General features: G+C 57.1%; 15 protein-coding genes and 1 tRNA gene. 5 read left to right on the forward strand and 11 right to left on the reverse strand.

Annotated features, from left to right (window positions below):
- Positions 1–171 precede the first annotated feature (171 nt).
- The 4 genes from SBA_RS07115 to istB all read left to right on the forward strand — a co-directional run bounded on the left by SBA_RS07115 (position 172) and on the right by istB (position 4,120).
- Positions 172–247, forward strand: a tRNA-Thr gene (locus tag SBA_RS07115).
- A gap of 199 nt (positions 248–446) precedes the next feature.
- A complete protein-coding gene (locus SBA_RS07120; protein ID WP_261936357.1) occupies positions 447–1,727 on the forward strand; it encodes a tyrosine-type recombinase/integrase in 1,281 nt (426 codons plus the stop codon).
- Positions 1,728–1,890: 163 nt separating this feature from the next.
- A complete protein-coding gene (istA, locus tag SBA_RS07125) occupies positions 1,891–3,405 on the forward strand; it encodes an IS21 family transposase (protein WP_261934293.1) in 1,515 nt (504 codons plus the stop codon).
- On the forward strand, positions 3,392–4,120 hold the full coding sequence (gene istB, locus SBA_RS07130) for an IS21-like element helper ATPase IstB (RefSeq protein WP_261936358.1): 729 nt from the start codon (positions 3,392–3,394) through the stop codon (positions 4,118–4,120). Before istA ends, istB begins: the two co-directional genes overlap by 14 nt.
- 346 nt (positions 4,121–4,466) lie before the next feature.
- Here the strand turns inward: istB and SBA_RS07135 are convergent.
- From SBA_RS07135 to SBA_RS07185, 11 genes are all read right to left on the reverse strand, one after another.
- A protein-coding gene (locus SBA_RS07135) for an IS3 family transposase (protein WP_261936359.1) occupies positions 4,467–5,608 on the reverse strand; the annotation gives its coding sequence in 2 pieces (ribosomal slippage) (positions 4,467–5,368 and positions 5,368–5,608; 1,143 coding nt in all).
- 70 nt (positions 5,609–5,678) lie between these two features.
- Complete coding sequence (locus tag SBA_RS07140) at positions 5,679–7,457, reverse strand: glycosyltransferase (protein ID WP_261936360.1); 1,779 nt, start codon at positions 7,455–7,457, stop codon at positions 5,679–5,681.
- 6 nt (positions 7,458–7,463) lie between these two features.
- Complete coding sequence (locus tag SBA_RS07145) at positions 7,464–9,734, reverse strand: glycosyltransferase (protein WP_261936361.1); 2,271 nt, start codon at positions 9,732–9,734, stop codon at positions 7,464–7,466.
- A gap of 195 nt (positions 9,735–9,929) precedes the next feature.
- Complete coding sequence (locus tag SBA_RS07150; protein WP_261936362.1) at positions 9,930–11,039, reverse strand: hypothetical protein; 1,110 nt, start codon at positions 11,037–11,039, stop codon at positions 9,930–9,932.
- A gap of 94 nt (positions 11,040–11,133) precedes the next feature.
- Positions 11,134–12,096 carry a glycosyltransferase gene (locus tag SBA_RS07155; RefSeq protein WP_261936363.1) on the reverse strand — a complete coding sequence of 321 codons (963 nt, stop codon included), beginning with the start codon at positions 12,094–12,096 and terminating at the stop codon, positions 11,134–11,136.
- 884 nt (positions 12,097–12,980) lie between these two features.
- On the reverse strand, positions 12,981–14,102 hold the full coding sequence (locus SBA_RS07160; RefSeq protein ID WP_261936364.1) for a mannose-1-phosphate guanylyltransferase/mannose-6-phosphate isomerase: 1,122 nt from the start codon (positions 14,100–14,102) through the stop codon (positions 12,981–12,983).
- Positions 14,103–14,534: 432 nt separating this feature from the next.
- A complete protein-coding gene (locus SBA_RS07165; protein ID WP_261936365.1) occupies positions 14,535–15,545 on the reverse strand; it encodes a right-handed parallel beta-helix repeat-containing protein in 1,011 nt (336 codons plus the stop codon).
- Positions 15,546–15,568: 23 nt separating this feature from the next.
- The gene (locus tag SBA_RS07170; protein WP_261936366.1) at positions 15,569–16,648 is read right to left on the reverse strand and encodes a GSCFA domain-containing protein; all 1,080 of its coding nucleotides are present in this window, start codon (positions 16,646–16,648) and stop codon (positions 15,569–15,571) included.
- Positions 16,641–17,498, reverse strand: coding sequence for a hypothetical protein (locus SBA_RS07175; RefSeq protein ID WP_224547328.1), 858 nt, complete (start codon positions 17,496–17,498; stop codon positions 16,641–16,643). The genes SBA_RS07170 and SBA_RS07175 overlap by 8 nt, the downstream gene beginning before the upstream one ends.
- A gap of 266 nt (positions 17,499–17,764) precedes the next feature.
- Entirely contained in the window at positions 17,765–18,511 is a 747-nt protein-coding gene (locus SBA_RS07180; RefSeq protein ID WP_261936367.1) for a class I SAM-dependent methyltransferase, read from the reverse strand.
- 104 nt (positions 18,512–18,615) lie between these two features.
- The gene (locus SBA_RS07185; RefSeq protein WP_224547324.1) at positions 18,616–18,948 is read right to left on the reverse strand and encodes a hypothetical protein; all 333 of its coding nucleotides are present in this window, start codon (positions 18,946–18,948) and stop codon (positions 18,616–18,618) included.
- Positions 18,949–19,197: 249 nt separating this feature from the next.
- On the opposite strand from SBA_RS07185, the gene SBA_RS07190 reads away from it, so the two are divergent.
- Complete coding sequence (locus tag SBA_RS07190) at positions 19,198–19,947, forward strand: HAD-IIB family hydrolase (RefSeq protein WP_261936368.1); 750 nt, start codon at positions 19,198–19,200, stop codon at positions 19,945–19,947.
- The last annotated feature ends 91 nt before the right edge of the window (positions 19,948–20,038 follow it).

Here is a 20,038-nt window from a genome sequence, read left to right on the forward strand (position 1 = left end):
AAAATACTATTCCGGGACTCGACAGTGGCATGGGATGGTAAATTTCGTGTAAACAGGGCTGGCGTGATCGGGACCGGACGAGGCGGTTGCGCCAGGGTCGGAAAAAAGGCTCTGCGGCGGGAAATGTCTGCTTGTCCTTCGTCCCGTCCGCTGTTATCTGCCCGCCCCGACGCCGCTTTAGCTCAGTTGGTAGAGCACATCATTCGTAATGATGGGGTCACGTGTTCGAGTCACGTAAGCGGCACCAGAAAATCCAAGAAAATCAACGGTTTCTCGCCGCTCCATGGAGCCGGTAGCGAGAAACTTTGAGCGTAGCATACATTCTGGCATACAGCGGCGGCTACTTGGAGAAATCCGAGGCAACGGCCGCAAGCGATGCACGTGAATAATGAAAACGGCTCACGGCGTTTCGTAAGCTGGCTCCCATCAGGCGAATGATGGGACATATGATGTTGAAAGCATGGAATCACAAAGCTCTGCTGGCTTATGGCTATGGCGGCGAAGGCGGGAAACCAGAACGGCTTCGCGACCCGACGGGCAATGCGCTTTTCCTTAAAGTGTCAGCGTCCAGTAAAACATGGATCGTCCAAATGCGGACGCCGAAACCAACGACGATCACAATAGGCAAGTTTCCGGCCGTTGGGCTGAATGATGCGCGTCGACGCGCGGCAGACCTGCAACAGAGGAAGGAAGCAGGCACCCTGCTGGCACCTGTTTCTGAGCCCGTTAAAGCGATGACATGTCAGGAAGCATGGGACATGTGGATCACCGCTTTGACCACCGGGACCAACTTCCACGGACGTAAGAAGGTGAACAAGCCCAACACGCTGGCTGCAAAGCAGGTATCATGGCGCAACGTGTTTCAGGATGCGATCGGGAATCGTTCCGTCTGCGACATCGGAGAAGACGAACTTGCCGACTTGATCGATGAAGTGCGTGATGATGGCCTTTATGCGAAGGCGGACGCAGCAGTCCGGCACATCAGAGCTTTTTTCAGTTGGGCAAAACGAACGGCGCGGAAGACAGGCGTCAAAGCGAACCCTGCGGAAAACCTGATAGTGGGCGAGAGGGCCGAACGGAAGCGGCACTTCACCAACGAAGAGGTGAAGTGGTTCGCGATGGCAGTCATGAAGGAACCTCCGATCTGGCGCGATGCATATTTGCTGACGCTGTTAACTGGCATGCGTCGCTGCGAGGCTCTCCATCTGGCACGAGCGGAAGTGAATACGGAGCAACATAGTCTCGATCTGCCCGCTTCGCGTATGAAGCCCGGTGTAGATTTCCGTTTTTCAGTGGGCCCTGTCGCATGGCAGATTATCGAACGCAGGCTGCGATCATCCAACAGCGCGTATTTGTTCCCGTCCACTTCGTCGAAGGCGGACAGCCCGATTTCCGGTTATTCATCGGTCCAGCGGCGTGTGCGCAGGAATATGCAGTTGGAAGCTGAGAAGGCGGGCAAGATCATCGAACATTGGATACTTCATGATCTGCGCCGGACCTTCTCTAGTGGAGCTAACGCCATGATGGATAGAAATGAATCCCGGCTGCTTCCAAAAGATCATATCGAGCGTTGCCTGAGCCATGTCATCGGTGGCGTTGAAGGCACATATGACCAAAACGACTATTTCCGCGAGAAGCGGCGGGTTTGGTCCTGCTGGGAAGGTGAGGTTCGCAAAATAATTGGCCACAAGCTGTTCGGGAATATTGAGAATCCCGTAGGCGATTGACCATGGTGGGCGGGCAACAAATGAAAGAACATCAATGTCCGTCCATCATTTTGTGGATCGGCGTGCAAAAAGGACCCCGTTAGCGGGGTGATCGGCGTCTAAAAGGGACCCCTCATTTCGATGGTTTAAACAGCTGCCTGGATTTTCAGGCGGCGAGATCGGGATGTTGGTTTTGGAGACAGTTGTTCGGATCCGGCGCGAGTATGCCGGGGGCAAGGCGATCAAGGCGATCGCGCGGGATCTGCATGTGTCGCGGAAGGTCATCCGTAAGGCGATCCGAGCGCCGGAGGGCGCATTCGACTATCAGCGCAAGATTCAGCCACTGCCCAGGATCGGTCCGTTTCAGGATCGTCTGAACACGCTGCTGGAAGAGAACGAGGTGCGCGGCAGGCGTGAACGGCTGCGGATGACGCGGATCCATGACCTGCTGGTGCGCGAAGGCTTTGAGGGTTCCTACGATGCCGTGCGGCGCTACGCGGCGCGATGGAAGATCGAACGGCGCAAGGATGCCGGCGATGGCGTCACCGCCTTTATCCCGTTGATGTTCAGGCCAGGCGAGGCCTACCAGTTCGACTGGAGCCATGAGGATGTCGAGATCGCCGGCAAGCCGATGCGGGTGAAGGTCGCGCATATGCGACTGTGCGCGTCACGCGGGGTCTATGTCCGAGCCTATCCTCGCGAGAGCCAGGAGATGCTGTTCGACGCGCATGCGCGCGGCTTTGCCTTCTTTGGCGGCGTGCCGGAGCGCGGCATCTACGATAATATGAAGACGGCGGTGACGAGCGTGTTCACCGGCAAGGAACGAGTCTTCAACCGGCGGTTCCTGATCATGACCGACCATTATATGGTCGAGCCCACGGCCTGCTCGCCTGCGGCGGGATGGGAGAAGGGCCAGGTCGAGAACCAGGTGCAGACGATCCGTGGCCGCTTCTTCCAGCCCCGGCTGCGGTTCGCCAGCCTCGAAGAGCTTAATGGCTGGCTGGAGGCCGAGTGTCGGCGCTGGGCGGAACGGCAGGCCCATCCCGAACAGGGAGAGCTGACCGTGGCGCAGGTGCTGGAGATCGAACGATCCGCGCTGCAGCCGATGCTGGGGCCGTTCGACGGCTTCAATGAGAGCGAGCATGCCGTGACGGGCACCTGCCTGATCAGCTTCGACCGCAACCGTTACTCGGTGCTCTCGACGGTGGCACGGCGCACTGTGCAGGTCCGCGCCTATGCCGATCGTATCGTCGTTCGCTGCGGCGAGGAGGTTGTCGCCGAACATCCTCGCTACTTCGGGCGCAACCGCACGATCTATGATCCCTGGCATTATCTGCCGGTGCTGGCCCGCAAGCCCGGCGCGCTGCGGAACGGCGCCCCCTTCCAGGGCTGGGATCTGCCACCGGCGCTTGCCCGCCTGCGCCGCAAGCTGGGTAATGGCGACGATGCTGATCGCCGGTTCGTCCGTGTGCTGTCGGCTGTGTTGACCGATGGCCTGGAGCCTGTCGAAGCGGCGGTGCGCGAGGCACTGGCGACGGGCACGGCAAGCGACGACCTGATCCTGAACATCCTGGCGCGACGCCGGGAACCGCCGCGTCCACTCACGATCATCACCTCCGAGGACAGCGCGCTGCGCCATCCTCCGATCGCCGACTGTGCCCGTTACGACCAGCTGAGGACCTTCGATGCAGCGGCATGACATGATCGAGGCCATGCGCGGGCTCGGGCTCAAAGGCATGGCAGGCGCGTTCGACGATGCGGTCACCACCGGCCTTCAGCGCCAGCGCACCACGATGGAGATATTGACCGATCTTCTGAGGGCGGAAGCGACGCATCGCCACGCCGCGTCGATCCGATACCGGATGGCGGCCGCGAGGCTGCCGATCGTGAAGGACATCGACGCCTTCCGGTTCGAGGGCACCCCGATCAACGAAGGACTGGTGCGTTCATTGCACAGCGGCGCGTTCCTGCCCGCGCGGCGCAATATCGTCCTGGTCGGCGGTACAGGCACCGGAAAGACCCATCTGGCCATCGCCATCACCGCTAATGTCGTGCGCTCGGGTGCGCGGGGCCGCTACTTCAACACCGTTGATCTTGTGACCCGTCTCGAAGAGGAGGCCAGGATCGGCAAAAGCGGCACACTCGCCGCCCAGCTATCCCGCCTCGATCTCATCGTGCTCGATGAACTGGGGTATCTGCCGTTCGCCCGATCGGGCGGCCAGTTGCTGTTCCATCTGATCAGCAAGCTCTACGAGCAAACCAGTGTCATCATCACCACCAACCTCGCCTTCGGGGAGTGGCCCACCGTGTTCGGTGATCCCAAGATGACCACCGCGCTCCTGGATCGCATCACCCATCATTGCGACATAGTCGAGACCGGCAATGACAGCTGGCGCTTCAAAAACCGGAGCTGATCCTCCCCATCGGCCCTCAATTAAAAGATGCTTTGCGCTGCGCGCGCCTTCGGTCGGGCTACGCCCTCCCTACGCCGCGCGCAGCGCAGGAGAGCGCGTCAGATCAACCTTGCGCCATCTTGAAATGGGGTCCCTTTTGCGCGCCGATAGGGGGTCCCGTTTGCACGCCGATTGACAGCGTCACGCATTCCTGTATTCTGGCGGACGGCTCCGAAAAAACAATCAAGGCCGCTGTGAAGGCTGTATATGACGCATCCCGGCGAGCCTACGGTTGGCAGGGTTCAACGCCAGAGATGTTTGAATCCGTCCTGCGCGGAAAATGATAGATTGAGTAGCCCCTAGTTTTCTAGACGCCGTCTGCTTTCAAAATCTGCTGCCGTTCGAACTGGGCGGGTGACAGCATTCCGTTCCTGGCGTGCTTGCGCACCGGGTTGTAGAACATCTCGATGTAATCGAACACGTCCTGCCGGGCTTCCTCGCGTGTTTTGTAGGTCCGGCGCCGGATACGCTCTCGCTTGAGCGAGGAGAAGAAGCTCTCGGCGACGGCGTTGTCATGGCAGTTGCCGCGCCGGCTCATCGAATGCTCAAGATTGTGAGCCCGGATGAAGGCAGCCCAGTCCATGCTGGTGAACTGCGAGCCCTGATCCGAATGGATCAGCACCCGCTGCTTCGGCTTGCGCCGCCATACCGCCATGTGCAGCGCCTGCAGCACCGCATCGGTGGTCTGCCTGCTCTGCATCGACCAGCCCACCACGCGGCGGGAATAGAGATCAATCACAACGGCCAGATAAGCAAAGCCCTCCAGGGTGCGGATGTAGGTGATGTCGGTCACCCAGGCCCTGTCGGGGGCAGCGACGTCGAACTGCCGGTCCAGAGTATTGTTGACCGCCAGGGATGGCTTGCCGCCATAGCTCCCCGGCCGACGCTTGTAGCCGATCTGCGCCTTGATACCTGCCAACCTGGTCAATCGGGCAACCCGGTTCGGGCAGCAGGTCTCGCCCTGATCCAGTAGGTCGTCGTGCAACTTGCGGTAGCCATAGACTTTGCCGCTGTCGTTCCAGGCTTGCCGGATCAACTTCGTCTGCCGAACATCTTCCCGGGCCCGCGTGCTCAGTGGGCTCTTCTGCCAGGCATAGAAACCGCTGGGCTGGATGCGCAGGCACCGACACATCGACCGAACCCGGAACTGGTCACGATGCTCGGCAACAAATGCGTATCTCACTTTGCATCCCTGGCGAAATACGCGGTGGCTTTTTTTAGGATGTCGCGCTCCTCGGTCAACCGGGCCAGTTCGCGCTTCAACTGGCGGATCTCGGCATCCTTGCTGGCATCGCCAGACACCACCGTCGCCAGTTGCCGCTTCCATGCGTACAGCGAATGCTGACTGACGCCGAGCCGTTCAGAAACCTCCGCTACCGGATACCCGCGCTCAGTGATCTGGGCCACCGCATCACGCTTGAACTCATCGCTGAAATTAGCATTCCCCATCGTCGTCTCCTGTCCTCAAAATTAGGACCCAAGGCGTCCAGAAATCTAGGGGCCATTCAACCGGTCCCAGCTAAACTGCCGCAACGTCCGGACGCGCCGTCCCCCAAAGCAATTTTGCCTCATCGGAATCCAGCAACTCGGGAACCAGCCAGGCGCGATCGGGGCCGGTTGAACGAAGTTTGTCGAGATAGTGCCCCATCCCTTCTTCATCGGCATCACGCTTTAACGCGAGCCGATAGGCGGTCCGAATATATTCAGAAGGGCTGAGTTGCCTATCCTGCATCAGCAGCAGCAACTCCACTCCAATGGCGCCGCTTTCTTGGGAGGGTTCTTCGTCTGAAAGCGGAGACTGATCTTCGACATGCAATCTGACGGCGTCTTTGAAAAAGGCGCTTGATTGCAGCCGGGCAGGCGAAAGTCGGACCTCGGATGTGTTGGTCAGATGAGAGACCAGGTTTTCTGTCCCGAGTTCCGCCCACTCGGCCAGCCAATAATTGACGTCTTCCACCGACTGATCATGGTCAAATGGCAATCTCAGCAATGCTCGCATCGCTTCTGAACGCTTATGTTGGGCGGACCCGAAGCGGCTGGCGTAAAGGGTCGCCATCACGGCGCAATCCCAAGCATTTGGCTTGCTTCCGCCAGATGCCATGGAGGGCACCTGGGCGAGATTGGCTCGCGTGCTTTCGCGCCAACTGGCGGTTGGCTCCAGCAGTTGCGCAAATTGCACTTTCATGCGCGCAATATAGGCGTGCCGCTCATATGTTGCGGCGTGTATCTCGACTGACTCCTGCCAAGCGTCGATGGGGAGGCGGCCAAGGTCGCACAAGACTTCCTGCGACAGAATGGCGTCGCAAAATCCAACCAACGCCTCCGTCAGTTGATCGACATTGCCTGCAGCATGGGTCAGGCTAAAACCGCCGCCGACCTCCCGCAACGCTCCGGCATCCGAACAAATGACGGGTGTTCCCGACAGCAAAGCCTCAACGACCGGCATACCGAAACCTTCATGCATAGAAGGCAGCACGAAGGCATCGGAGGTCAGATATAATTGCCGTATGTCAGCCCGGTCCAGGTCGAACGCAAAGCTCACCTTCACGTTCTTCGGGAGATTGGCAGCCAGCAGCTTTAGATTTTCGATATATCCCTTTTCGGAAAACTGTCTTTTGCCGGCCAAGGTGAGATGGATCGGATGCGCAATGCGACCGTCCACATTAATCAGCGCTTCAAGTAACTGATCGACGCCTTTGCTCGACGCGAAGCGTCCGCAATAGAGAAGTTTGATCGGATCATCGCCGTCGGGTATCGCTTTAAGATGCGGCGAGATCGACGGCTGATTAGGCCCGAACAGCGGAACGACCTCGATGTCCAGGTCCATGCCATAGCCAGCGAGCTGGCGTGCCGAAAAATCCGATGCTGCGAATATCTTGTCGGCGGTCAGGAAATTCCCAATCTGCTGGTAGGATTGATGAATCAACCATTCCGCAGAAGGCGCGCAAAATTGCGGCTGCGTCACATTGTGGAAATATATCGCCATTTTTGCATTGCGCCGGGCGGAATGCATGGCGTGATGAATGTCGTTAAATATTCCAAAGTGGAAATAATATATATCGCTCGTTTTGAAATGATCGTCGTTGATCACTTCATCCAATGTATTGGTGATGCAAACGCGCGTATCATTCAGGTCAGATTCCCGGCAGAATATTTTTACATCGAAATTCCTGCGCGTTTCGGCGGACAGCGCATCGATCGCTTCGATATCTGCAAGGATGGTTTCACTAATCGCATCGCCTTTGTTGACGATGCCCGAAATAATCGAAATGCGCGGAATATAATTATTGTACAGCATCGCGGCTCACCCTTGAGAAGAGGCTGGCGTGGTGGGTTTCAGCAGACTCAGCATTTCCCCAAGCGTCTGATCGATGACGATTTCATTTTCATAGACCTGCAGAAACCGTTTGCGCGCCGCCTTGCCGATGCGCGTTCGCAGCGACTTGTCCATGACCAGCCGTTCCAGCTCTGCCTGAATGGCGGCACTGCTTTCCCGGGCGCAAAGTATGCCGGTCACTTCATTTTCGATGATGTCGCGCGCGCCGCCAATATCCAGTGCGACGACAGGCAACCCATAACGCATGGCTTCGATAAAGATGATGCCAAAGGACTCGTAACGCGACGGCACGCAGAAAATGTCGGCGTCATGATATAGGTCCGGCAAAGCCGCGTTCGGCAATTCGCCGTGAAAGACCACATTGGTCTGGCCGGGATATATCCGTTCGAATTGCGTTCGCAAGCTGCGGTCGGGATCATCGGCATGACCATCCCGTCCGACTATGTCCACCTGAACATCGCCATGCTTGCGAACCAGACGAGCAACCGCCTCCAGGAAAAGATCGGTCCCCTTCCTCTTTTCGAGCCGGCTGACGTACAGAATTTTCACCCCGCCATCCCTTGTCGGGGCCTTTCGGGCTGGAGCAATTTCTGCGGACATGGACGGCGCGTCCTCGACGCCGTGGGGGGCATGAACGATCCTGACATCCGGTCCGACCTGAAAATCGTCACGAAGATGCTCTGCAGACGAACTGCTGTTCGCGTGAAACAGCCTGGCTGATCCGACATACAGATTTTCCAGCATCGTAAGCTCCTCGATCGTCGCCCGCGCCAGATTGCGGAACTCGATATCAGCGAAGCGACGAAAGGTCGTGTTCATGGAAACCACTGTGGTGAGGCGGCGGTCGAGTACGCAATAAAGCCCCTCCTGATCCCACACCGGCGCCACGACGAGGTCGATATAGCGATCTTGTCGCAAGCGCAGAACCTCGGCATGAGCCGCCTTGGCCCAGCCGATATTCAGTTTCGCAGCACCTGATTCCAGATGGCCGAACACGTCCGCGACGTCGGAATCGATTCCATCATTCTGCAAGGCGTCTTTTGAGATATGACGGATCCACAGCCCGTCATGAAACTCCACCGATGAAGGGCCGTCCGTCAGCGTGATCAGGTGCGTTTCATGCCCGAGCCGGGCGAAACCGAGCGACAGATCCCAGATGTAACGCGCTATCCCGCCACCGCCCTTGCGGAAGTTGCCCCGAGAGATGAACACAAAGGTTTTGCGTCCGCCAGCAGGTTTTTGCGTCGGGAATGGCAATAATGCTTCGGGCTTCGCAGGCGTGATCTCCACCGATTTGCGGCTTTGTTTCAGCGCACGCTCCTTGCCATCATGCAGACCGCGTTCCACATCCCGCATGAAGGAATCATATTCCTTGCGGGTTATGCCGCCATGATCCAGCTGCCAGCGCGCACCGTCCCGCAATTCCTGCAGCCAGTCGTCGCATTGCGTAAGATAGTCGCTCAGCGATCCCCCGTTGCGTCGCCAATCGGATAAGCAGACATAATATTTATTTTTCACGACGGGATAGGGATGAGTCAGGAGTCGCCGCTCATCGCGCGTGATGCCTGGCGCAAACTGGTGATGAACCGACGCGCCTTCATTCAGGAAACGAATCTTCCGCCCGGTTTCTGAAATCCGTCGGCAAACCTCCGACTCGTCCAGAAAATATTCAATTTCCTCATCAAATCCGCCAATTTCCATCAACGCTTCCCGGCTGAAGGAACTGGAAGCACCCAGAATATGCGGGATCGTGTGCGCCCCAGCGAATTCGAACCCCCACAAGGGCGGCTGCGCTTCGAAGTTGGGGTTATAATATTTGTCGATGAGGAACGGGTTCATCTGCCACCGAAAACCGGTATGATCGTATACGCGCGTCCCTACGCCGCCAACCGCATCATCTTTATATCCCGCGACAATGTTGGCGATCCAATCCGGTTCGGCGAAGGCGTCATCATCCAGGAAAAGAACCAGCTCTCCCGATGAGAGGTTTATACCAATATTCCGAGATTTCGAGAGATTTGCTTCGTCCAATTCACCGATAACGATGCGGCCGGAATATTTGTCGAGCACATCTGTCGTGTGATCCGTGGATGGGCCGTTCACTACTACGACTTCGAAGTTGGAATAGTTTTGCTGCTCTAGAGACTTAAGGGATTTTTCCAGCAACGTCGCACGATTTAGCGTAGAAATCACAACGCTGACCGATACTTCAGCGGTATGCAACTGTGGATTGGACATTGAAATCCCCGAGATTAGGACATTTTTGGACATAGCTGTGGGAGATTTTTGATTAATCGATCTTCCCCAACGACCGACTTACGACCCTGATTCGACGTTCATGTTACTCTTAACTGTATTGAATCGGTTGTCGAGTTGTCATTGGCTGGGCGCTTCGACGCTTCGATATGGGGCGAGGGATGCCTTTTCATGGTCTCAGTCGAGGCGCTCGACCCCCAATTCCTTCGCCAGCAATCGGAGCGCAGGCGATGCCTTGCCTGAAGTCGATCGCCATTGCGGAGCGTTGGGATATCCCACAGGATGTTGTTCTTCGGGTAGAAGAAAATAATAGAAAGACGGTTCAAAGGAAAATATTGTTGCTCGTCCTTCCAGCCCGCGTTTCATCCACTGGATGATTACGGATGAGGGGCAGCTTTTCTGATTGGCGCAGGTCCAGGATTGATCGGACAGGCCGAGCGCGTGGACAGTATGCCCGACCGCTGGTCGATATCGCTTTAACCAGCTTTGCCAGGCGCTGTCATTGGTTCGTGCCGCTTCGCCGGGCAGGTTGTTGGCAAATTGCAGGACGAGAAGGTCGCTATAGCGCCCCGAAGCCAGAAGCGTGGCCAGTTGCTCTTCTTGCGCGATCGTCCCTTGATCCCACTTCCAGTCGGACCAGAGGATCATCATCCGATGGCGTCTGGCAAATTCGAAAAATGGCCTGATCTTCGACGGTTGGAGAATGTTCCGCTGACGTAGATTGCGTTGGAAGTGATCGCACCAGTCAACCCGGTTCGGCCCGGACTTACTATCAAGGCACGCCTTAACCGTAAAATCCACCGCAGCTACTTCATGGAAGCGAATGCCAGCGAAAAACGGCCCGATCAACGGATCGCGCTTTATCTGCTCCAATGCTTTCAAAGAGATGGCGAGCCCTTCATGCGGGATCGCATCGGCGCGCACGCGCGTGCCAATATTCCCGATGGCTATCACATCCGAAGAATAGACGTCGAGGATGAACCGCATCCGATGCCGTGCCGTCGCGGCCAGCACGCGCTTGAGCCTGTCCGTCCGTGCCGTCAATGGCGAATAGAGGGCATAGACCTTGTATTTGGTTTCGAAACTCTGGACCGTGTCTAGTGCCCGATCCAATCCGCCCAAATCCAGATTCTCGATTATGCCGTTGGGCATCCCCTGGTCGAGATTGAAGATGAGAGAAACGCTTTTCGGCTTCTCTTGCGTTGCTCCATTGGACGATGAGACCATGCTCAATGCCATCAAGGCGAGCAGGAACCGCCCATAATATCTGTGCATGAGGCTCTTCATCTCCATGTCCCATATGTCGGCGAGTGCCGTCGCATGGCGGTCATGGCAAATGCACCGTCAAACAAACCGTTGATCGGGGCAGGTCGAGGCATTGTCATGGGGTCTCTGCCAACAGCGTCTTCCATGCCGCGCCAACGATGTGCGGACTGTAATGCGCCGTGATGTGGGAATGTGCCGCCCGCCCCAGCGTTTCGCGCCAATCGGCATCCTCCACCATCCGGACCATTGATTGGGCGGCGCGCCGTAGGTCAGGCTCCGCCCAGCGCTGTCCACGGCCGAAGGGATAGTCGCCATCCTTGAGCGACCGAAGTCCGACGGGCACCAGCGCTGCATTATCAAAATTCGTGAAATCCATATTGCCCGAATGCGCGCTGACGATCACCGGCTTCTTCAGCATCATCATCTCTGCGATGTTGCGCCCGAAGCCTTCGCTGCGATGGAGCGATATAAAGGCGTCGGCCGCGCGATAGAGATCCAGCAAAGATGGGCGAGATAGGGACGCGGTGATCAGATATATGCGCTGATCCGCCGCCGCGATCCTTTCGATTTCCGCCCAGGCGGCGTCGTTGGCTACCCGCAGCCCCTTCAGCACCAGTCCGACCTTGGCATCGGCATTGGGGAAAGCATGTTGGAACGCCTGGATGCACCCCAACGGATTCTTGCGCGCAAAGGATGACAGTCCGTCGAAGGCATGAAGAAACAGGAAGCGATCGTTCGGCAGGCCAAAATCCGTTCGGGTTTTCCCCTCGCCGTCGGAAACCGACACGGCCATGGGTACGTGGCGGACCGGAATGGGTGACGATCGTGCGTATGCCGCATAGCTATAATGGCTGGTCGCCCAGATTTCGTCGACCGTTTGATAGGCATGTGACCAGAAGGGTGGCCACTCCTCCAGCTCCCACGGCCACATCCCGATATAGCGCCGGCTACCATCTCCCAGGGCGCGATCGTTAATGACCGAGGTGACCGTCGTCATGCCGGTCATGCAAAACAGGTTTGCCGAATAAGGCAGCTCTTTCGAATAGGCATCCCGTAGCTGGCTATCGTCCTCTTCCATATGCGCGCCAGGGGCGACATTGTAGATCGAGAAGGGAATGTCCGCGCTCGTCAAGGATAGCGCGGCCATGCGTATATCCTCGCTCAAGCCCGACCGGCTGAGCGCATGGCCGATCAGGTTGACCCCCCACGGGCGAGGCATGACGCGATTGCGGGGCGGTATGCCGATGTCGATCCGCTTATGCGCAAGTATGGGATAGTCTCTTGCGCCAGAGGTGCGGCACCAGAGCAGAAAAGCGGGGTCTTCGGCAGACCCATAGGCTGCGCGCAACTGGGGATCATTTTCCCAGATCAGATGATGGAGACGTGACGCATTCCCCGTCTCTTCCCTTTTCGAAAGAAGCGCGTCGGCCTGCTGCTGCGTCAGGAATTCGTCGAGGTGGAAATCGGTTAGCCCCTTGGTAAAATACCAGGCCAATAGTTGCGCCTGACCCTCGGGTGTTTTCCGCGGCGGAAAAGCAATATCGCTGCGTTTGCGCATCTCCCACATCAGCCAGGTCACAGGCAGATAGGTATGTTGTGGAAGCCTGGCGATGGGCGTGTTCAGCAAAGGCGCCATGGCGAGGCTGTCCGCATCTCCTCGCAGGCCCAGCTCCCGATACGCATGGAACAGGTACCAGATGAACAGTCCCTCGCGCCCCGCTGTGCGGTCCAGGTCGAAACTAGCCTGAAGATCGGGGCGCTGGCGCCAGATCATCAGGAGGCGGGGAACCAGGGCCGCACGGCGTGGCAGGCGCTTGCGCCTCATCAGCGCCGCCATCGGCCGATAAACGGGCCTCGGGTGGTTTTGCATAAGGTGCATTGTCCGGCTCACACGCACCATATCATCCCTATGCCATGTCCCGGAGGTCGAGATGCGTGCATTTCGGCGTCATCATGCCTTCATCATAGCGACGGGGCAGGATCGGAGGCATTGAAATGGCCGGACTTCACCAATTCGACCACCTTCTTGACGTCTTGCGATCGGCTGCGGGGCATCACCAATATACCGCTGGCGGTCGACACGACAATCATGTCTTCCAAACCCAGCGCCGCGATCGGGGGACCGTCTTCGACGTAGAGAAGATTGCGCTGCGCGTCCACGGTCAACGCGGCGCCCTTTATACAATTGCCATTCTCGTCCCGGTCGCGGACCGCCCATAGAGCTTCCCAGGACCCGACATCCGACCATCCCATTTCAACGGGAACCACGACCGCCTTCTGTGTCTTTTCCATGACAGCATAATCGATCGATAGATCAGGCGATGACAGGAATGCAGATGCTTCGGGATAAACCAGCGGATTTTCCCTGCGCGCATTCGACAGCGCTTCGGCGCACGCGCGAAGCACTTCAGGAGCCCATTGCCGAAGCTCTTCAATATAACTGCGAGCCGAGAGCAGGAAAATGCCCCCGTTCCAGTGATATCCACCGTCCGCAACAAATGTTTCCGCTACCGCCAGAGTAGGTTTTTCAACGAATTTCGCCACTTCATACACGCCCGGCACCCCAGGAAGCGGGGCGCCTTGTGCGATATATCCATAACCGGTTTCGGCATGAGCGGCGTGTATCCCGAATACGACAAGTTGCCCATCGGCCGCGGCAGGCAGTGCAAGGGCTATGGCCCGCCGGAACGAGTCGACATCGGCGATGACATGATCCGAAGGCATGACCAGCATGAGCGCATCGTCCTGCTGTTCCAGCAGCCACAGAGCCGGCAAGGTGATCGCGGCCGCGGTGTTTCGGCCGGCGGGCTCCAGGAAAACCGCGCTCGGCGGCATATCCATATCACGCATCTGTTCGATGACCGTGTCGGCATGTCCAGCGCTGGAAACAATGATCGGCTCGGCAAAGCCTTCATGAGCGGGCAAGCGCAACGCCGTATCCTGCATCATAGTCTTGTCGGTGATAAGCGGAATGAACTGCTTGGGACGTTTTGATTGCGATAACGGCCAAAGCCGCGTGCCAGATCCACCGGAAAGAATAACGGGATGAATGGCAATGTGACTGTCGACCGGCTGCTCTGGCACTGTAATCCTCCGATTGCACAAAAGCTTTTGACCGATACGCCCCCTATTGCAAGCCCTAGTTTTTGGGGCAAAATTGTTTCATTCCCGAACATTGATGGCCGTAACGAGAGCCGTCGCGCGGCGGTTATGCTGGGTCAGGACCATGCCGGACCGGCGGCGCGTGGGGGCCTTTTGCAGTGGGTTGAGGCATGGCGGAAGTGCTTGAGGTGAAAGCCGATCCGTCCGCGATAGCGATGCTTGTCATATTGGATGGATCGCTGGGATTGCGCCTGTCGGTGAGGGCAGGGGACGTCGCTTGATCGCCTAATGTCCAGTGGCGTTTGGCGTCTGGCCGTGATCGGCGCTGCCGCATTGGTGAATAGGAGCCTCCACGCTCCGGCGTTGCAGCGCATCATCACAAAGTGAAAGCCAGTATCTTGGTTTGAATGCCAATCAGTTGATACGCTCAAGCAGGGTCTGTTTGCCCGAAAGACGAGGGGAGAATGAGGCTTCGCAATGCTGTTGCGCCGCTGGGCCGACGGTGCGGACTGTCGACGGGGCCGCGAGGGTGGGGTCGGTTGACTTGACACGCGAACGCAAGACGCTGTTGCCCTTGGAAGGGCATTCTGTTGTAGCGCAGCCTTCACGACCCTTCACGCAATAAGAATCGACTGCGAGAGCAAATCCAGACTGATTTATGAATGTATTATCAGAGACAATATTGTTGTTTGAAGCATCTCTGAATTTGATTTGATCGCCGCAACCCTTTTCGAATATGTTGTTTTCAATCCTGTTGTTTGATGACATGGATCTTAAATATATTGAATGCATGCCTCGGCAGCTATTTACATTCTCGATATTGAAAAAATAATTATTTGAAATAATGTTATTTCTCGAATTTACTAAAATAATGGCGCTAAAGCTTTTTCCAGGATTATTGCCGAAAACGCCGATATTTCTAAACGACATATTACGAACTATATTTCCACCATTCCACTTGGCTGCGTTTTGCTTGCTGCCATAGAAAATAATGGCTTGGCGGTAATTTCTCACCGTTATATTTTCTATTATAACATTACTGGGTCTGCCATATTGTGCTTTTATGCTTAGCCAGCTTTTTGGAAGTGAACTCGGCGCGACCATGCTGCCATCAAAAATGGTTTGATCCGGGGTCTTTCCGCTGCCGGCTATGACAATCTTTCGGATATTGGGAGAAAAAGGATCGAGTACGACGGTTTCGTTGCGATACACGCCCGGTGCAACCGCAATCCGGACTTCGGCTTCGCCTCGATAGCGGCGACGAAATTCCGCAATGCCGGCCGCAAGAGTGGAGATCGCGCTGCCCGGCGCAACACGGATTGTTAATGATTGAGGGGAAGAGGCTGCCACTGCCGTTGTCGAGCCCAAAAATACGACGGATAATATCATCAGGCCAAGGCAGATCAGGCGTGAATTAAAAGGCATGTGATCTGTCCTCGCCAATATATTCATTCGGCAGCGATAAGCGTTTCTTCGTCACAGATGATGTCGTTCAAAACCGTCGACATCGGCCGTACTTTTTTGCCGGCTTTACGGGGAGAGGCCGCTTTTGCCGATCGATCAAGGAAGGTTTCTGCAAAGCAACGCATGACATGAGCGACGCCCTCCGGCTTCACTTCCCGCAAATCATCGTCAAAATATGCGCCACGGTTATAGGCGCCCGTGATAATCTCGTATGATGGGAAATATTCGCAGTCGCTCAAGGCGGCCGTCACTTCTTCAGCCGCCACCCGCAGGGCGGCTTTCGAATATGTGGTCGATACCAGAACATGGCGATGCGCGGCGGTTGCGATAAGCGGCACTGGCGATACGGTTACGACAAAGCGGACGTCGGGATTTTTGGCGCGAATGAATTCCAGCGCCAGACGAAGGTCGCTGGCAGTTTCAGACGCAGTGAAATTCACAAACTCATATCGATCGGGATCGAACGTGCCTGTGCCGCAACCGGGGCACACGGGAAACACCGCTCCATCGATCCGCGATACCCAGGCCTCGGTCAATCCGAGCGTAAATACGAAAACATTGCATTCTTCGACCATCCGCCGGACCGCTGCGAAATGTTCCTGGCGATCCGCCAGGTAACTTGCTTCGTCAGGGAATCCCTGCGGCTGAATTAGGGGGCGATAAGGGTCGTAATAGCGATCGCCCTCGATCCAGACATCTTCGGCCGGTTGAAACGACCCATATGCCCGGTGGAACAGCTGCAGAAGCTGGCGCGGCGTGTATATGTTTCCGAACCTGGCCGAAAACGTTCCGTAATTATATTTCTTCCCTAGGTCAGGCGGCACGATGGGATGCGCATTTTCGGGAATGAAATAGTTATAGCCCGCGCCGACCAAATGACGTGCGATATGTTGCGCGAAACAGCTTCCAGCCGTCGCGACCGCATCCGTCTGAGCAATCCTGAAGCTGGGCTTGCTTGCGGGATTAACATCCTTCGCTGGCGTCTGCACCAACGCCTTTCGCCAATATGCCTCTGCTGGAAGTGAGCGGAACGGACATGTGGAATGACTGTCGCGGTCAGCCATGAGCAATACCTTCCTGCTGGGCCTTTATTAGATTCGCCGCCTCATCGAGTATGGCCGTACCCCATTTGGCGTTGCCGTGGATTGCGTCTCCGGCCGAATCGAGTCCACGAAATCCGTCATCATCGATCAACGCGTTCGTGGGAGCCAGATAATGTACTCCCAAGCGTTCGCAAATGGCCTGGGTCACCCTGGATTCCAGGCGCCACATGCGCAGCCGCGAACTGTCCGGCGATATCTCGATGTCGTCTTTGGTGGCGCCCCGCCGGAGCGCCGCATTGATCGTGCGTTCGGACAGCAGGCCGCGGACCTGCTCGGCCCCGCGCAGCGGGGGCGGGGGGGCAATTTGCACGACGCCCTCCACGGACTGCCGCACGAACAGGCCCAATGCGCGTTCAAGCCCCTCCAGATGGCGCTGCATGACATCGACGAGAAGGTCATAGGGCAACAACCTGGCGGTCGGATCGACCGGCTCGCCCGGATGGAAAGGGTCGACAAAATCGAACGGTTCGGGATGGCGAAGCAGGGACAGCCGATTGGCCTCATTGCCGCTCAGTGCCGAAACCAGCCAAACTCTGGGGGTCGGCTTGCGCCGTCGATATGTCGCCAAAGCTTTATGGATGATGGGCGAGAGCATTGGCTGCCCGTCTGCCCGGAAGACGGTCGCGCCGCCCGGCAGCCCGTCGGTGCCATGTGCCAAAACGCGAAAAACGAAACTGGATGTGTCTGTCTCGAACGTTTCGTTCGCTCTTTTCAGAGCATTGGCATGGCTGGCGCCAACCAGCAGGGCGACCGTCTTACCGACTGTAGGCGCAGGTTCAGAAGGCGGAGCTTCCAGAGTATTGACGGCCACGGGTATGCTTGCCTCCCAGTTCAGTCAATGTGTTGCTATCTGACTCAATATATTCCGCAGGGAGGCTCGTCCAGCGCTTTCGTGCTGCATTGCCGCATACCGCACAGTTCGGATTTCGCCACATCCCATTCTTCATATGATCGACGATCTCAAGGCGTCGATTGCGAACGTGGCGAAATTTTGGCCGGCGCAATCTTCGACTATTCCATTCCGTGCGATCCGCGGGGCTCGCAGGGAGGGGCATCGAATTAGCGTCGGTGCCCTCGTCAGGAGCCTGGCTTCTCCATGGCGACCAAGGTCTGCCAGAATGCGCCGTGCTGCGTATCGTCATCGCCATCCGTGAAGCGTGGAGAGGTGAAGCCGATCCTTTTCGCCCATAAGGTAATCCAGTCGCGATGGAGAAAAGTGTCCAGCAACGGGTTTTGATTGCCCCTGCGCAGGGTTTCGACACGGTTGTCGAAAACAACGCCATGCAAGGGTTCGTTGATTTCCAGGAATGAGAAGATCAACTTGCCCCCCGGCTTCAGGGCGCGGAAGCTGTCTTCCATGTAGAGAAAACATTCTTCGACCGACAGATGCGTGAAAACAGACCAGTGGTAAAGCATGTCGATTGTGCCCGATGCAGCCCGGATTGTCGGCTGGCGGTGCACATAGGCTTCATAGGTCGGGCATTTTTCCCTGAGTTCTCCAATCAGGCCATCGACGACATCCGTGCCGGTATATGTGCCGCTCCACCCGTTGCGCTGCAGCGCCTGCGCGGTTCTCCCGCATCCGCAGCCTAAATCGAAGACCGCCATGCCATCGGCAAGCCCATGGTGTTTCAGCACCCTGAAATGCCCGTCGCCCTGCTCCCGGAACAATTCCATGGAGGTCGCCCCGATCGCTTCGGCAAAGGCGAGTTCACGATCGCCCTTTCTCGCCTTCAGGCGGGAATTTAAATAACGGGTATAGGCTGTTGTGGAATCATATCCTCTCTGACGTACTTTTCGTTTCAACAATCGCCATATGCCCATGTCAGAATCCACTTCAAAAAATATCCGAAGCCCGCCAACTGCTCCGTGGAGGAATCGTCCAGGCGCCGCTGGAGGCCTTGCCGGCCGGAAAAATCAGTTTGCGTTCAATTCGATCGGGCTGCTGCTGCGATAACCGATGGGTTATCTCCGGGGTGGGGGGCACTCACGCCGTTCGGGCTGAAAGCTTGGATGGAGCAGTCCTTGCCCTCGCGCGAAACCGCGCCACTAGTGGACGGAAAGCCATGCCTCTTGTCGATGCTTTCGCGCATGATGGCGATCGAGGCCCTTGAAAATGGCACGCGCCGGTGGGGCTGGGACGCCATCCGCAGAGCGGTACGGGGTTGTGCGATTTCGACCGGCGCTTCGTCAAAGTCAAAAGCCGTCAATTCTTTCACGAAAATCCCCAGACTTGCAGCATGATCGTTGCAATCGAACATGGACTAGCCATCATACCGTATCGCGTCCATATGGTTGACACTGAACCAGCATTTTCATTGGCTATGGCATCCGGGCGGCAACGACGCCGATGTTCTCGGAACGTTATATGGAAGTCAAACCAATTAGAAAGCCTTCTTCTGTCTCGATGTGAGGCCGGCGATGAAGGCGAACTTGCAGCCGCTTGCCTGCTCCAGCCTTCGATGTTAGGCGCCGGTGCATATGCGATCTGCCTCTTAGGAACCTGATACATGAAGCAACTGATAGCGTTCGATCTCGATGGGACTCTGGCGGAGAGCAAGCAACCATTGGGGGACGCGATGGCCGAAGCGCTCACCCGTCTGTTGGGCGTCGCCCATGTTGCCGTGATTTCGGGTGGGGACTGGCCACAGTTCGACAAGCAGGTGGCGAGCCGCCTGCCGGGAGAGGCCGATCGGTCTCGCCTGTGGCTGATGCCGACGACGGGTACGAAGCTCTACACCCATCAGGAGGGTGCCTGGACGCCGGTCTATGCGGAACTATTCGACGATGAACAGAAGCGGGCGATCCTGGAGGCATTTGATGCGTCGTTGGAAGCAACCGGCTTTGTGCCCGAACAGACATGGGGTGAACGGATCGAGGATCGCGGCAGCCAGATTACCTTCTCTGCTTTGGGTCAGCAGGCGCCGATCCACGCAAAGGAAACATGGGACCCGGATTTCGCAAAGCGTAAGGTGATCCAGGCAGACCTGCGCACGCGCCTGCCGGGCCTGTCGATCAATATGGGCGGCGCGACATCGATCGACATCACGCGGGAGGGCGTGGACAAGGCTTACGGCCTTAAGAAACTGCGCGACGCGAGCGGCATTGCGCTCGACGCCATGATGTTCATCGGCGACGCGATCTTTCCGGGCGGCAACGACTATCCGGCCAAGGAACTGGGCCTCGACACAGTGCGTGTGCGCGATCCGCAGGAAACATTGTCGGTGATCGACGCGATCGTGGCCTGCCAGAAGGCGTAAGGCGCGGCGTTCATCTCTTTCGTGAGCGCCTGTCGGCTATCTCCTGCAGCGACTTATGCCGTGTCGGATCTGCCCGTGGTGCCGCCGAAAT

It is taken from the genome of Sphingomonas bisphenolicum (assembly GCF_024349785.1).
Classification (GTDB): Bacteria; Pseudomonadota; Alphaproteobacteria; order Sphingomonadales; family Sphingomonadaceae; genus Sphingobium; species Sphingobium bisphenolicum.